Annotated in this window: 10 protein-coding genes; 4 read left to right on the forward strand and 6 right to left on the reverse strand. The window is 69.7% G+C overall.

From position 1 onward, the window contains the following. The first annotated feature begins 3 nt into the window (after positions 1–3). Both G4D85_RS15995 and G4D85_RS16000 read left to right on the forward strand, forming a co-directional pair. A complete protein-coding gene (locus G4D85_RS15995; RefSeq protein WP_164012817.1) occupies positions 4–1,413 on the forward strand; it encodes a cytochrome P450 in 1,410 nt (469 codons plus the stop codon). Continuing rightward, the gene (locus tag G4D85_RS16000) at positions 1,410–2,255 is read left to right on the forward strand and encodes a fatty acid desaturase family protein (protein WP_164012819.1); all 846 of its coding nucleotides are present in this window, start codon (positions 1,410–1,412) and stop codon (positions 2,253–2,255) included. The genes G4D85_RS15995 and G4D85_RS16000 overlap by 4 nt, the downstream gene beginning before the upstream one ends. A 5-nt stretch (positions 2,256–2,260) precedes the next feature. Here the strand turns inward: G4D85_RS16000 and G4D85_RS16005 are convergent, their stop codons facing one another. From G4D85_RS16005 to G4D85_RS16030, 6 genes are all read right to left on the reverse strand, one after another. Further along, positions 2,261–3,913 (reverse strand): mechanosensitive ion channel family protein, encoded by a 1,653-nt coding sequence (locus tag G4D85_RS16005; protein ID WP_240359310.1) that lies wholly within the window; start codon positions 3,911–3,913, stop codon positions 2,261–2,263. Positions 3,914–4,082: 169 nt separating this feature from the next. Next, positions 4,083–5,618 (reverse strand): DUF1552 domain-containing protein, encoded by a 1,536-nt coding sequence (locus G4D85_RS16010; protein WP_164012821.1) that lies wholly within the window; start codon positions 5,616–5,618, stop codon positions 4,083–4,085. Then, positions 5,615–7,357, reverse strand: coding sequence for a DUF1592 domain-containing protein (locus G4D85_RS16015; RefSeq protein WP_164012823.1), 1,743 nt, complete (start codon positions 7,355–7,357; stop codon positions 5,615–5,617). Before G4D85_RS16015 ends, G4D85_RS16010 begins: the two co-directional genes overlap by 4 nt. A 208-nt stretch (positions 7,358–7,565) precedes the next feature. Continuing rightward, the gene (locus tag G4D85_RS16020) at positions 7,566–9,278 is read right to left on the reverse strand and encodes a CBM96 family carbohydrate-binding protein (protein ID WP_164012825.1); all 1,713 of its coding nucleotides are present in this window, start codon (positions 9,276–9,278) and stop codon (positions 7,566–7,568) included. 300 nt (positions 9,279–9,578) lie between these two features. After that, complete coding sequence (locus tag G4D85_RS16025; protein ID WP_164012826.1) at positions 9,579–11,051, reverse strand: ATP-binding protein; 1,473 nt, start codon at positions 11,049–11,051, stop codon at positions 9,579–9,581. Continuing rightward, positions 11,048–11,602 carry a YfiR family protein gene (locus tag G4D85_RS16030; RefSeq protein WP_164012828.1) on the reverse strand — a complete coding sequence of 185 codons (555 nt, stop codon included), beginning with the start codon at positions 11,600–11,602 and terminating at the stop codon, positions 11,048–11,050. The genes G4D85_RS16025 and G4D85_RS16030 overlap by 4 nt, the downstream gene beginning before the upstream one ends. Positions 11,603–11,896: 294 nt before the next feature. Between G4D85_RS16030 and G4D85_RS16035 the strand changes: the two genes are divergently transcribed. Next, a complete protein-coding gene (locus G4D85_RS16035) occupies positions 11,897–13,993 on the forward strand; it encodes a TonB-dependent receptor plug domain-containing protein (protein ID WP_164012829.1) in 2,097 nt (698 codons plus the stop codon). After that, on the forward strand, positions 13,990–15,234 hold the full coding sequence (locus G4D85_RS16040) for an ABC transporter substrate-binding protein (RefSeq protein WP_164012831.1): 1,245 nt from the start codon (positions 13,990–13,992) through the stop codon (positions 15,232–15,234). Before G4D85_RS16035 ends, G4D85_RS16040 begins: the two co-directional genes overlap by 4 nt. Positions 15,235–15,394: the final 160 nt, after the last annotated feature.

Below are 15,394 nucleotides of genomic sequence, written 5' to 3' on the forward strand. Positions count from 1 at the left end.
CCCTTGCCCAACCTGCTTTCCCGCGGTCTGTTCAACCTGTTCTTCGGCGCCCGGCGCAAGCCCTACGCGAGCCTGCCCGGGCCTCCACCCGGCCTGCTGGGCAACCTCGGAGACTTCCTCGGTCCCCCGCCGTGGGACGTCTGCGCGCGCTACGGGCGCACGTACGGGGGCCGCACCCTCATCTGGATGGGGCCCAGCCCGGCGCTGGTGCTCAACGACCCCGCGCTCATCGAGGAGGTGCTGGAGACGCGCCGGCTGGAGTTCGAGAAGGGCAACATCGGCGAGCAGATTCGCCACTCCACCACGGACGACACGCCCTTCATCGCGAAGCAGGGCGAGGACTGGTCTCGCAAGCATGGAATGGACCCGCTGGCGCAGCCGTGGACTCCCGACTGGCAGGCCGCCCAGGTGGGGCCGCTGCAGGCCGCGGTGGCCGAGTCGGTGGAGGTCCTGCGGAGCGAGCCGTCCATCGACTTGACGCCTGCGCTGCGCCGGCTGACCTTCGATGCCTTCTGCGTGGCCACCGTGGGAGAGAAGCTCCCCACCTCGGTCTACGACGACTTCATGCTCCTGGCCGCGGCCGCCGACGCGCGCATCCAGGCAAAGCTCCCACTGAAGTTCGTCTCCCCGCCCAAGGGCTTCGCGGCAGCCAGGGAGCGCTTCTACGGGCTGTTCGCCGAGAAGCTTCGCGCGGCGCGCGCGGCTCCGGGGCCCCACCGGGTGGACCTGATGTCGTGGACGCTGCGGGAGATGCCGGAGCTCGACGACACGGTGCATGCCCACCTGCTGGGCGGCTTCTTCTTCGGGGGCGTCTTCTCCTCGAGCACCACCCTGGTCGGCGCCTTCCACCAGCTCCAGAAGTACCCCGAGGCCGAGGCGCGGCTGGCCGCCGAGGCCGCCTCGCTGACCGAGGCACCGCTGACCGTCGAGCGCCTGCGCGACGCCCCCTGGTCCGAGGCCGTCGCCTACGAGGCCCTGAGAATCCTGCCCGCCGTCCGCATCTTCCTGCGCACGCCGTCCTCCGAGACGCAGCTGGCGGGCGTGACGTGGCCCGCGGGCACGACGCTCATGATTTCGAACCAGCACCTGCACCGCGACCCGTCCCACTGGGCGAATCCGGAGGTCTTCGAGCCGGCACGCTGGCTGGACGGCGGCGCCGCGAAGAATCCGCTCGGCAGCGGCCACTTCTTCCCGTTCGGACGTGGCCCCCGGGCCTGTGTGGCCGGGGACTTCGCGATGGTGTACCTGCGGACGGCGCTGCTGACCATCGCCTCTCGCGTTCGCGTCCACGTCGACTCGACGGAGCCCTTCGAGGAGGGCTTCTTCTTCGGCGTGGTCCTTCCCAAGGGCGTCACCGGGAAGCTTCAACCCGCCTCTGGAGCCCGTACAGCCCCCGCTGTGAAAACCGCATGACCTTGTTCCGACATCCCCGAGACCGCATCCCCGTCCTGCTGTTCTTCACCGCGTTCGCGCTGGACCTGACGGTGTACTTCACGGCGCGAAGCTGGTGGCTCCCCATCCTGTGGCTCGTCCTGTGGGTGATTCCCAAGGGGTGGATCTGCGCGTGGAACCACCATCACCAGCACCTGCCGATGTTCCGCCACGCCCTCCCCAACCGCCTCCTGGAGGTGGTGTTCGGCTTCCAGACCGGGGCGACGTCACATGGCTGGTTCCTGCACCATGTGGTCGGCCACCACCGCAACTACCTCGACCAGGAGAAGGACGAGTCCCGTTGGAAGCGCCGCGACGGGTCACCGATGGGCGAGCTGGAGTACTCCCTCGTCACGACGCTCGTCGCCTATCCCCGCGCGTTCCGCGTGGGACGGGAGCACCCGAAGGCCCTCCGCCTCTTCCTGGGGATGGGCGCGCTGCAGGTGGCGCTGTTCGGCCTGCTCTTCTGGCACGACTGGTACAACGCGCTCTGGGTGTTCCTGCTGCCCATGTGCGTGTCCCTCTTCGTGACGGTCTGGGCCACGTACTTCCACCACGCGGGACTCGAGGCCACGGAGCACACGCGCGCCTCGTACAACATCGTGCATCGGGGCTACAACCTGGTGACGGGCAACCTGGGCTACCACACCGCGCACCACGCGCGGCATGGCCTGCACTGGTCCCAGCTCCCCGCGCTCCACGCGCAGCTCGCCCGGGACATTCCCGCCACGCTCTACCGCCAGCCCGGCATTCCGTTCGTGTGGTCCGGCTCGGAAGCGCAGGTCGAGCTGAGCCCCGGCGAGGTCGAGTCGCTGGCCCGCTGAGGCCCCTACCGGTTCGAGGCGGCGAGGGCCTGGGGCGCCTCCTCCTGCGGCGGCGCGGCGGAGGGGACGGGAAACAACGGGCCCCCCTCGTACTCCACCCCCTTGGGGTAGGGGATTTCCAGGCCGTTGGCGACGAAGGCCTCGAAGAGCAGCCGGTTGAGCAGCCGCTTCACGTCGAAGTGCGTCCCTGGCTGCACCTTGGCTTCGATGCGCACGGTCATCCAGCTCTCGTCCATGCTCTCGATACCCAGCAGCTTGGGCATCTCGGATACCTTGCCCTGCGCCAGCAGGGGCACCTGCTCGCAGACCTGGCCAATCACGGCCATCACCTTCTTCAGGTCGCACTCATAGGCCACGGCCATGTCCACGACCGCCAGCGTCCAGCCGCGACTGTAGTTGATGACATTCTTGACTTCGCCATTGCGGAGGATGTGAAGGCGCCCGAAGCGGTCTCGAATGCGGGTGATGCGAGGCGTTATCTCCTCCACCACGCCCTCGGTCTCGTTGATGCGGATGTAGTCGCCGTTCAATATCTGGTCCTCGAAGAGCAGGAAGATACCGTTGACCATGTCCGTGACGATGGCCTGCGAGCCCAGGCCCACGGTGAGGCCGACGATGCCGGCGCCCGCGAGGATGGGGGTGGGGTCCACGCCAAGGTCGCTGAGGACCATCATCCCCACCAGGAAGTAGACCAGGTACTTGGAGGCGCTCTGGATGAGGGCGACGAAGGTGTTGCGCCGCCGGGCCGCGTCATCCAGGTCGGGGCCGTCCACCCTGAATGCCCGGGCGATGAGCAGCCGGATGAACTCCACGACGACGCTGGCGGCGAAGAACAGGGCGATGACGCGGATGAGCACCGGCCCGTACGGAGCAAAGGACTCCAGGCCCTGGAACCGGCGGATGATGAGGGTCGCCACCGAGATGTAGACGATGGCCTCCAGGCTCTTCTGCCCCACCGGCAGCAGCCGGCTGAGGGCCACGAAGTACTCCTCGTACTTCGTGTCCTTGCTCTTCGCCTCCCAGGACTCGACCAGCCGCCCCGACATCAGGTGCAGCAAGGACACCGCCAGGCGCCCGCCGCTGATGGACAGCAGCACGAAGATGGTGGTGGCAACGAGCCACTCCAACGCGGCCGGGGGTTGCAGCGAGGTGACGACCACGCCCATCGCGAAGTAGGCCAGCACCAGCTTGATGAAGCCGCGCCCCTGTTCCAGCGCCTTCTGGGCGTGCGCCTTGTGCTCCGGGCGCAGCTGCCACCCGTCCAACCTGCGCTCGAGCTTCACCAGGAGCTGGCGCGCCGTCCGCTCCAGCACCAGGAAGGCCGCCAGCAGCAGCAGCAGCAGCCCCACTCCGCGCCCCAGGGCCGCCAGCCCCTCCACCGTCACCCCCGCCAGCAAGGCCTTGAAGTGGGGCTCCAGGTCCTTCTTCGCCCACAGGGAGAAGCCCAGCACGGCGATGCCGACGATGACCACCACGAAGGACAGGAGGGCGGCGCTCAGCCGGGCGCGCTTGCGCAGGCCGTCCGCCACCGGCTCCAGCGCCTTCACCCCTATCAGCCGGATGCCCTGGTACAGCAGCGCGGAGGAGGCCACGAGCACGGCCCAGACTGCGAGCAGCAGCACCGTCACGCCCAGGCCGACGAGCCATGCGTTGTTCAACTCGACCGTATCCGCAAGTCGGAAGGTTTCCATGCAGTGGCGGAATATCACACGCACCACGGGGAACCGCGCCGCCTCTCCGCCAGCCGAGCGGACGGATGATGCCGCCCGCCCTTGACGTGGAGCCGTCAAATCGTGGGCTCAACCCTCTGGCTGGCTCCTCCGGGGCTCAAACCCGCAGGAAGGGCAGCACCTCACCCGCGGCATTCCACACGGAGTCCGGATACACGGGCCCCGTTGAGCCCTGGGGCCCCGCCCAGCCCGGGATGTCGTCGTACCTGTAGTTGGGGTAGCCCGGGCACTGCGAGGTGTCCTCCCACTCCGACCGGGGGATGCCCATGGACTGCAGCACCGTCCCCAGCCATTGGTGCCACAGCAGCCCGAACCAGCGCGGCTCTCCCGCGGGGCCCTGCCCCGTCGTCTTCGCCAGATTGCGGTAGTCGCAGTATTGCCCCGTGCGGAAGAAGCCCTCCGCCCCGCCGAAGGCGACAATCGGCGCGCTGGTGTGGTCATGCGTGTAGTTGCCCGACTCCTGCCCCCACGCCAGCAGGGTGTGGTCCAGCAGCCGGGTGCCGTCGCCCATGTCCACTGCCTCCAGCTTGCTCGCCAGGTCCAGGAAGACGCGGCGGAAGAAGAGCTGGTGGGACGTCAGCAGCGTGCTGTACGCCGGCGCGCTGCTGGCCGCCTGGTGGGCAATCTCCTGGTGCCAGTCCCCCGCGTAGGTGCTGAAGGTGTCCGTTGCGCCAGCCACCACGATGCGCGACACGCCGCACGACAGCGCCAGCGTGTACACGTCGTTCCACAGCACGTGCGACAGGGACTGCGCCTCCGGGTCGCGCCCATACGTCGGCTGGCTCGTGTACTGCCCGCTCGACGTCGCCGGACGCACGGGCGTCTGGCAGCGCGCCACCGTGTTCAGCTTGCGGTCCAGCTCGGCCAGCCGCTCGAGGTGGTCGTCCAACCGGCGGCGGTCCGCGGCCGACAGGCGCCGGTTGCCATTGCGCAGGCGCCGGTAGTTCTCCATCACCGCGCCGCTGATGAGCGGCTGGCCTCCGGTGACATCCCCGAACAGGCGGTCGAAGAGGATCTGGTTGGAGCCATCCACGGTGCTGCCCACCCGCTCCACCGGTCCCTGTCGCAGGCGCGGGTCCGAGTGCGCATAGGAGAGCTCCCCCTGGATGATGGCGCGCTCGCGCACGCCCGCCGCGTTCCCATAGAAGGACGGAGACCAGGCCATGAGCTGGTCGATGGTCGGCCGGATGCCGTTCTGCTTCACCTCGTCCGGCGCCTGGTCGCTCGCGGAGAAGTTGCCCAGCGTCCCGCCCCGGTGGTGGCCGATGTAGAAGGGGATGTCCAGGCCGTTGAGCACCCACATCTTGCCCACCATCGAACCGGTGAGCTCGCTCGACGGGGCACGCAGCACCGCCGACAGGCGCGCCTCTCCCTCCGCCACGGTGGCGTGCAGCGCTCCCCGTCGCACCGTGTGGCCCGCGTACGGCAGTGACTCCGTCAGCGTGGCGTCCGCGGGGAACATGTCCCGCTGGAGGATGCCGCCGTGCTCCGTGCGCAGCATGACGAAGCACCGGTGGGACGGCGCCGACTGGGCGCGCGCCGTCGCCGGAAGGAGGCTGGGGAGGAAGGGCAGCACCAGCCCCGTCCCGCCCAGGCGGAGAATCGTGCGACGCGAAAGGGTGGACGTGCTCATCGGAAGTCCCTCCGCTGGAACTCGGGGCGCAGCGCGACGGAGGCCAGCACCGCGCGCAGCGACTGGCGGCCTCTTGCCGCATCGCCCAGTGCGTCCAGCACGGGCTGGTCGGCCTCGTCGTTCTCGACGCGAGCAAAGGTGTACCGGAAGTACTGCCGGGCGAAGCAGTCCTCGTACTGGCCGCTTTCGAGGATGAGCTGGGTGACGTCCGCCGCCGAGGACACCGCGCGCGTGTCGCCTGGCATCAGGGCGGGCACCGTGTCGGTGCGCACCGCCCGCTCGGCCACCTGCTGGCCATTGCTGTCGAAGAGCCGCTGCGTGGAGCGGAAGCGCCCGAGCGCGTCGAAGTTCTCGGTGACGAACCCCAGCGGGTTGAGGAGCGTCCGGTGGCAGGCGGGGCAGGAGCCCTGCGTCTCCGTGAGACGCTCCACCACCTCGCGCGTGGTGAACTCGGGCGACAGGTCCACCCGCGTCATCATGGCTTCGGCGGGCGGCGGGGGGATGCGCCGGCACAGGAGCGCGTTGCGGATGCGGTAGCCCTTGATGATGGGGCGCGTGTTGGCGGAGCCGGTGGCGAGGAAGGCGATGCGCGTCAACAGGCCGGAGCGCTGGGGCTCGGTGAAGGTAGGCGGCTCCGAGGTTCCATCCCACTGCGGCACGCCGTAGAGCGCCGCCAGGTCGGCGTTGCGTGCGAAGGCATGCCTGTCCGTGAGCACCTCCTGGAGCGTGCCGTCATGCGCCGCCAGCCAGGTGACCAGGTCGGCCACCTCGGCGTTGATGCGCTCGCGGGTGTCGCGGGTCGGGGTGAAGCCGCCGCGAAACGCGTCGAAGACGGGGTCCCCCACGCGCCCATCGAACTCCTCCAGGTCGTCCAGGCGGAACCACTGACTGAAGAACTCGCCCATGGCCAGGTGCGCGCGCGAGTCACTCGCCAGGCGCTCCACCTGCTGGCGGTAGCCGGCCTCGGTGAGCAGCACGCCCGAGTCCGCCGCCGCGGCGAGCGCCTCGTCCGGCATCGTCTGCCAGAAGTGGTACGACAGCCGCGCGGCCAGCTCGTGCGCCGTCAGCAGCGACACGGTGCCGGCCACCTCGGCTTGCCCGTGCTCGACGAAGTAGAGGAACTCCGGCGCCGTCAGCATCAGCGCCACCACCTTCTGCACGGCGAGCGCGGAGACGGGGGGCTCGCTCACCGCCGCGCGGTAGAAGGCCACGTCGTCCTCGCCCACGGGCCGCCGCAGGGCCAGCCGCCCGAAGCGGGAGATGAAGTCTCTCAGGCAGGCCTCGTCATTGGCCGCGCTGGCGTCCGTGGCGCAGGTGCCCAGCAGCAACCCCCGCCGCGTGGCGCTGGTCCCCAGCACCTCGCCCACGCGCAGTCCGAGGGAATACGAGCTGTCGATGTGCCGCTGCTGCACGCCCTGGTCCATGCGGAGGAAGCCGCCATGGGACTCCGAGGGAATGGGCACCCGCACGTCCTGCGGGTAGCTCTGGAGCAGCGCCGCCACCGAGCCGTCCCGCAGCACCGCGCCTGCCTCCGTGGTGCCGAGCGTCCGGGTGAGCACGTCGCGCAGCGTGTTCTGGAACTGGACCGCCGACAGCCGCCGCAGCGGCAGCTCCTCGGGCGCTACCGGCGGGTTCTCGCCGGGTGGCGCCTGGGGACTCCCCCCGATGTCACCCTTGCAGGCGGCCAGCAGGGCCACCGCGACGACGACGAGGGTGCGCGTGAATCGAAGCTGTTGCACCGGGTACCTCCACCTGGAGCCGCCGTGGAGTCACCCATGATGTCATGCGTATCCCCCGGGAATCCACGACAGACAGGAAGTCCAGGGCCCTGCGGCGCTCGAAGTACTGCGACGCCCCCACCAGGTCGGGGGCGTCCATGTCGAAGCGGGGCACGTTGATGCTCATGTCCGCGGGTTGCGCCTGGCGTGCCCCCGGATTCAACCCACCTCAGATGTCCGTGACGGACGTGAAGAGCTCGGAGGACGCGAGGGACGCGGTGGAGGTGCCGGCCTGTCCGCCGCTGGCGAGGACGCGGCCGTCCGACAGCACCGTGGCCGAGAGGTTGCGGCGTGGGCTGCTCATGGCCGCAGTCCGCGTCCACGTGCCCGTGGCCACGTCGTAGCGCTCCACCGTGGGGGTGATGGCCGTGCCGTCAGTGCCGCCCAGCGCCAGCACGTGGCCCGAGGGCAGCGCCACCAGGCTGAACTCACTGCGCGCCGTGGCCAGCGAGCCCGTGGTCGTCCACGTGCCGGTGGCGGGCGAGTACAGCTCGGTGACGGGCGTGACGACGCCGCTCGGCGTGAGCCCGCTCGTGACCAGCACCCGACCATCCGGCAACCGGACCGCGCCGTGCCCGAAGTGGCGGGAGCTCATCGTGCCGGTGGTCATCCAGGTGTTCGTCGCCGGCTCGTACACCTCGGCGGTGGCCAGTGTCTGCCCACCGGTGTGTCCGCCCGCCACCAGCACCCGGCCGTCCGGCAGCAGGGTGGCCGTATGGCCGAAGCGGCGCGAGGACATGGCGGGCCCGGCCGTCCAGGTGTTCGTTGCCGGGTCGTACAGCTCCGTGCTCGTCAGCCCCAGCGAGCCGTCGCTGCCGCCGGCGACGAGCAACCTCCCATCATTCAGCGTCGTCACGGTGTGGCGGAAGCGGGCCGTCGCCATGGGCGCCGCGGCGCTCCAGGTCCCCGTGGAGGGCGAATACCGCTCGGTGGAGGCAACGGAGACGCCGTTGTCCTGTCCCCCCGTGACGAGCACCTCTCCGGAGCCGAGGAGGGTGGAGCCGTGCCCATGGCGCTTCACGGACATGGAGGCCGTGGCCGCCCAGGTGTCCGTGGTGGGCGAGTAGAGCGCGGCGCTGTTCAGCCAGCCCGCGTCGTTGGCACCGCCCGCGACCAGCACCCGGCCATCCGCCAGCAGCGTGGCGCTGTGCTTCGTGCGGACCGAGTGCGCCGCGCTGACGGACTGCCAGACGTCGCCATAGCGGACCTCCAGCTTGGGACGCTTCGTCGCGTCCTCGACCTCACGCGTGTAGTAGTAGGTGTCGTAGTAGCCCAGGTTGCTGAGCTGGAAGGAGATGCGCCGGTCGGTCGCATCCATCGCGCTCTGGACGACCGGAACGAGGCTCGGGTCCTCGTTCACGCCGAGCTTGTCCTCGTAGTGGCCGACACCCGGGTACCAGAGGAACCATGCGCCCAGGGGCCCTCCGGAAGTCAGCGGCCGGTTGTTGAAGTTGAGGGTGTACTCCCCCCACGCGTTGTCCTGGACGAGGTACGTGTAGACATTGCCATCGCCGCCACTGGCGTAGCCTTGAAAGGCCATGGCTGTCAGCTTCACCGAGCGGACCTTCGCGCCGGCGGGCAGGCTGCTCAGGTTGAAACGGAGGAAGGCATGCGTCTGGAACCAGACGCTGACCTTGAACTCGTGCCAGCCGCCGTAGTTCTCGGTCTCCCGCTGGAAACCTGTCGTGACGAAGCTGTCTGCTTCGGGCTCCAGCACCGCTACGAGCGCGGGTGTGAGCGCGGCGGTCTGGGTCCGAGGCTCCTCTTGCGTCGAGGCCGCTCCGGCGGCAGTGGGGTCGCATCCAGCGACGGTGAGGGCCAGCGCGGCGGACGCCGCGAGGGCACGACCGGGCGATACGGCATGGTTGTCCGTTGATGACATGAGGCTCGTACTTTCTGTGGAGAGAGACGTCGAGTTGCAACCAGCGATGCAACGGCAACACGGGCATCGCTCTCTGATGGAGCGGGGGCTGGTAGCGAATATTCATCAGGGTGCTCACGCCATCCGTGGGTTTCGTTCCACCCATCCGCTCTCGGCGTGACAGCGATTCGCGTCACAGGTCGGGTAATCCAGTCGGACGAGGGCCCGGCCCGTCACACACGCCTCACGACGTGCACCACGGCCTGTCTGTCGAGTGCCTCGCGGCCCGGGCCTCTCATGGCCTGAGGCGGTCCGCGCGGCTCAGTGCGCCGGAGGCGGGGCGGCTGGCTCCAGGCCCCAGGGGCTCTCCCATGGGGGGCCTTCCACCGGCAGCTCGACGATGAAGGTCGCCCCGGCGCCCTGCTGGCTCTCCACCCGGATGTGTCCCCCGTGGCTGGCGACGATGCTCTGGGTGATGTAGAGCCCCAGCCCCAGGCCGCCGTAGTGGCGCACCGACACCGCGCGCTCGAACCGGTCGAAGATGCGCGCCTGGTCCTCCTTCGCGATGCCCACCCCATGGTCCCTGACGCTCAACCATGCGGTGCCCTCCCGCTCGCCCGCCTCCACCTCGATGGGCCTGCCTGCTCCGTACTTGAGGGCATTGGACAGGAGGTTGCTCAACACCTGGTCCAGCCTCGCCGGGTCCCACCGCCCCACCACCGGTTGCTCCACCTCCAGGCTGATGGCGGTGCCCGCGGCCCGGCACTCCTCGGAGAGCCGTTGGACTGCTTCCCGGAGGAGGGCCACGAGGTCGACCTCCTCCAGGTCCAGCTGGAGCTTGCCGCTGGTGATGCGGGAGACATCCAGGAGGTTGTAGATGAGGGTCTCCAGCCGCCGGAGCTGCTTGCCGATGAGCCGGAGGTCCCGCTGGAGCAGCCCCGTCCCCTGGTCCGACAAGGTGCCTCGCGCGGCGGCCCGCGAGAGCGACTGGACCTCCAGCTTGAGGGGGGTGAGCGGAGTCCGCAGCTCGTGTGAGGCGATGGAGAGGAACTCCTCCCGCACCCGGATGGCCTCCTGCGCCTCCCGCTGTCGGCGCTCCACCTCCACCAGCATGGCGTTGAAGGTGTCGGCCAGGAAGCCAATCTCGTCGTTGCTCACCTTCCGGACCCTGACGGAGTAGTCGCCCTTCTCTGCGACCACCCGCGCCACCTCCGCCAGCGCGAGGACGCGCCAGGTGATGAGGCGCTGCAGCAGGAATGCCAGCCCCAGCGCGAGCCCGGCCACCCCCACCGCCACCAGCAGGATTCCAATGAGATACGCGTTGATGCGGGCCTGGAGCGCGACGGTCGACGTCTGCAGGCGCAGGCTGCCGTAGCGCACGCCCCCGTGGATGACGGGCTGGACCACGTTGACGTGGTCGTCGTCCAGCCGCACCCACCGCCCCTCTACGGGATGGACGGGCAGCGGGACTCCTCCGGGAACACCCGGACGTTGGTAGGACGCGAGTGGGCGGCCCTGCGCGTCCTGAATCTCGGCGAACTCCAGCTCCGGGAGCGAGGCCATCCGCGCGAGGGTCTGCCGCGCGGCCACCTCGTCCTGGAAGGCGAGCGCCGCGGCGCTGTACTCGCTGGCGACGGCCGCGGCCAGCGACGTCGTGGAGATGAGGTCCTCGCGGAAGGCACGGATGTCCCTCGCGGCGACGATGCCGAGCCCTGTTCCCATCGGGCCGACCAGTCCGAAGAAGAGCAGCACCGTCAGCTTGCTCCGCAGCGAGAGCGCCTCCCAGAACCTCACGGGGGCACCTCCCCTCCCACCAGGTGTCCCAGCTGCAATAACTGGGAGCTGAAACGCAGTCCGCTGCGCTTCGCCTGGGCCACGTTGATGTCGAAGGTCAGCCGGCTTCCCTCCCGCTTCATGTTGATGTGCGCTCCGCGCTCGGCCAGGCCCTCGGTGTCCCCGACCGTGAGGATGGCCTTGCCCGCGGTGCGCTCCAGGACCTGCTCCAGCGAGCCGGCGGCCTCGGGAGGAATCCAGACCAGCGCGCAGCCCTCCACCTCGCCCGGCCCTTCCAGCATCCGGACCTGGATGGGGCGGTCCTTGATGCGGCGGCTCCGGGCCATTCTCGCCAGGTATGGCTCCAGCGGGGTGTGCCCCAGCAGGCAGAGGGCGAAGGGGGACCCCGGACTCTTGAACCCACCTTCCGGCCAGTCGATGAACCGCGTGAACCGCTCCAGGAACTCGGCCTTCACCTCCGCCTCGACGGGAGCCTCCGCACTCGCCACTCCCTGAGGGAGGACGAAGGCCGCGAGGGCCGGCATGAAGCGGAGAATGGACAGAGACCTCATCGGCGTCCTCCGGCCCCCACGACGGCCCCCGAGCACCTCGTGGTGCGCATCCTCGGGAAGGATGCAAAGCCTCACCAGGGACTGACCCCTCCGGTTGTCCATGGCCAACGAGCGCGCCCTTCCTCCCGCTTCGCAATGGCGGCTTTCCACCGCTGCCCGGCCCCGCACGGTCGCCACGGCTCCAGGTGGATGGCCCCGCCCTGTACGGCGCGGCCTCTTGACTGCGCGGTGAGCCGTCCCATCTTCCGAGCGTCGCCAGGGCGCATCCCCCGAGGGTGGTGCATGGAGCGCACCATGAAGGCAGTGGCCAGGACCGCGGTCCGCTCCGGCATGGCCCTCCTTGCCCTCCTGGGCGGAACCTCCGTCGCCCAGGAACAGGAGGCCCCCACCTCCGCCGAGCCTCCCGAAGAGACGCCAGGGTCGCTCTCCGAGCTGCCCCTCGAAGAGCTCATGCAGGTGGAAATCGTCACGCCCACCAAGCAGCCGCAGAAGCTCGAGCAGGCGCCCGCCATCGTCTCGGTCATCACGCGAGAGGAGCTCGCGACGTGGGGCTACCGGAGCGTCGCCGAGGCGCTCGAGCACGTCCCCGGCTTCTACATCATTCGTGACTTCGTGACGCCCAACCTCGGGGTGCGCGGGCTGAGCTCGGGACACCGCGCCTACAACCGCATCATCAAGGTCCTAATCAATGGCCAGCCCACCACCTTCCGGGCGGATGGCACCAACTTCCTCGGACTCGAGTTCATCCCCATGCGCACCATCGAGCGCATCGAGGTCGTCCGCGGGCCTGCCTCCGCGCTCTATGGGGCGAACGCCTACCTGGCCGTGGTGAACGTCATCACGCGCCAGCCTTCCGCCGACCAGCTCGGCGAGCTCACGGCCCGGGTGACCTACGGTCCGCCCACCGGCGTGGGGGGAGAGGCCCTGCTCCAGCACGCCCGGAAGTCGTGGGGTGCGCTGGGCACCTTCAGATACGGCTACGTCGACCGCTCGGGCTACGAGCTGCCGGCGGCGTCGCCGAACTACGACACGTTCGCCACCCACGAGAGCGAGGGGGACATCGCGCGGCCCATGGCGGCCTTCGGAGCCTTCGACTTCGAGCCCTCGGACAAGACGGCGCTCCACGTCCAGGCCCTCTACAGCCGCCTGGACTCGTTCGCCGAGTTCCTCGACTTCGGAACGCTGAGCCATGACAACCACCTCGTCGTGGACAACTTCGCCGGCCGGGCGAAGCTCGACTTCGGGCCCACCGACTGGCTGGAGACCAGCGCCTCCGCGGGCTTCTCCATGGGCGGCCCGTCGAGCCGCGAACGCCTGAACGCCGGCTCGACGGCGACACATCCGCGCCGCGACTTCGGCTATCGCGCCATCGACCTCGTGCTCGAGTCGAGCGCGCGGGCGCGCGGGTACTCCCTGCTCGTGGGCATCGACCTCACCCGCGACCTGGAGAAGCCGCTCACCGTCTTCACCGTGACGAACGCCGACGGCTCGGAGACCGCGCCGCTCGGCATCCAGGAGGAGGTGCTGTTCCAGAACCTCGGGGTGTACGGACAGGGAACCGCCCACCCCTTCGAGTCGCTCCCCGGCTTCGGCCTGACGGCGAACGTGCGGTACGACCGGCACAACATCTACGGCGGCGTCGTGAACTACCACGTCGGCCTCGCGCACGCCTTCACCCCGGAGCTGACCCTGAAGCTCCGGACCGGCACGTCGTTCCTGGCGCCGAACCCGCTGTACCTCTATGCCCAGCCGCTCTACGCGGGTGACGTCGTCGGCAACCCCGAGCTCCTCCCCGAGACGGCCATGACGAGCGAGGCCCAGGTCCTCGTGACGCCGTACCCCAAGCTCCTCCTGTCGGTGAACGCGTACCTGACGGACACGAGCGACACCATCGATCTGCTTCCCCAGGGCGCGCAGACCGTCCTGCCGGTGAACGTCGGTACGTCGAGGACCCTGGGCCTCGAGACGGAAGCCCGCTGGTCCCATGGGGGGCACCACGTCGTCGCGACATTCGAGGCGCAGGACACGGAGGAGGAGAGGGAAGACCCGTTCCTGGGAACCCTCTCGCAGCCGGCCGCCGCCTACCCACGCCTCCTCGCCGAGCTGGCCTGGACGTGGCGCAGCGGCTTCGCGGGAACCGTGGGGCTGCGCGGCCGGTATGTGGGCGCGCGCCGGGCCTCGAGGGGGAACGTCCTGCTCGCCAACGCGCCCTACCTGTTCGACCCCTACGCGCTCTTCAGCGCCATCTGGATGTACGAGTGGAAGCACGCGCGCGTGCACCTCCAGGTCAACAACCTGCTGGACTCCCACTATGCCGAGCCCGGCTACAACGGCGTCGATCTGCCCGGCTTCGGGCGCGAGGCCACGCTGGGCTTCACATGGACACCATGAGCACGTTCGGCCGCGCCGCGCTCCTCGCGCTCGTCCTCCTGGGAGGCGGGGCCTGTGAGCCGCTCGACGCACGGGAGTACACGCCCGCCGGGGACTCCATCACGCTGGGCGTCATCGAGACGCGCATCCCGCGCAACACGGGGTTCGCGGCGCGCCTGGCCGCCCGGGAAATCAACCTCGCGGGAGGCGTGCTCGGCAGGCGCGTCGAGGTCATCGTGGCGCAGGACAGGCTGTGTGACGAGAACCACGCCCCAGGGGTCGTCCGCGGGCTCCTGGAGCGGGGCGTCGTGGCCATCGTCGCCGCGACCTGCAGCGCGGCGGCGCGGGCGGACCTCGAGGTCGTCGCGCCCGAAGCGGCGAACGTGGTCATCGTCTCGCCCACCTCTTCGTCGTCCACCCTCACGGGGCTTCCCAACTTCTATCGCACGATTGCCAACGACGAGCGCCAGGGGCCGCTCCTGGCCGAGGAGGTCCGCCGCCAGGGCCTGGACTCCGCCGCCATCGTCCACGTCGACGACATCTATGGCACCGGCCTCGCGGACGGCTTCGAGCAGCGCTTCACCGCGCTCGGCGGTCGCATCATTGCGAGGGTGGCACATCCGACGGGCAAGACGACCGGGTTCACGGACGAGGTCCAGCGCCTCTACGCCGCCGGAAAGCCCCAGGCCATCGTCATCATGGGGTTCTCCGTGGGCGCCGCCGGCCTGTCGCGAGACCTCGTGGCTTCCGCCGACATCAGCGGGGTGAGGTTCTTCGCCTCGGAGGCGGTGTTCGGTCCGGGGTTCCTCACGAGCGCGGACGCCACGGTCGCGCAGGGCATGCAGGGCCTGGTTCCCACGGCGGCCCTGGACGACCCCAACAGACAGCGGTTCGTGGAGGCCTATGAGGCCGCCACCGGAGAGAGCTTCGCCATCGAAGACTCCGGCCGGCTCCAGCGGACCTACGACGCCGTCTACCTCATGGCGCTCGCCATGGTGAAGGGAGGTGGCGCGACCACCGAGGCGCTTCGCGACAACCTCATCGCCGTCTCGGGCACGAAGGACGCGGTGGGGATTCCCGTCAACGTTGGCGGGTTCGCGGCGGCCCTGGAGCTGTTGAGCGCGGGGCAGGAGGTCAACTACGAGGGCGCCTCCGGGCCGCTGGACCTGGACGAGAACGGTGAGCCCTTCCGCGGTACCTATCTGCTCTGGCGTATCGACGGCGGCCAGTTCGTGTTCGACAGGGCCCTGCGATTCCCCTGAGGCCGGCCATTCACCTCCATGCTCCGCACGTCCCCGGGCGGCGTCCACACGGGGACGCACGCGCGGAGCTGCGCCCGTCACACCGGACGAGGGCCCGGCCCGTCACACACGCCCCACGACGTGCACCACGGCCTGGCTGTCGAGCGAATCGCGGCCCGGG

Source organism: Pyxidicoccus trucidator (assembly GCF_010894435.1).
GTDB lineage: Bacteria > Myxococcota > Myxococcia > Myxococcales > Myxococcaceae > Myxococcus > Myxococcus trucidator.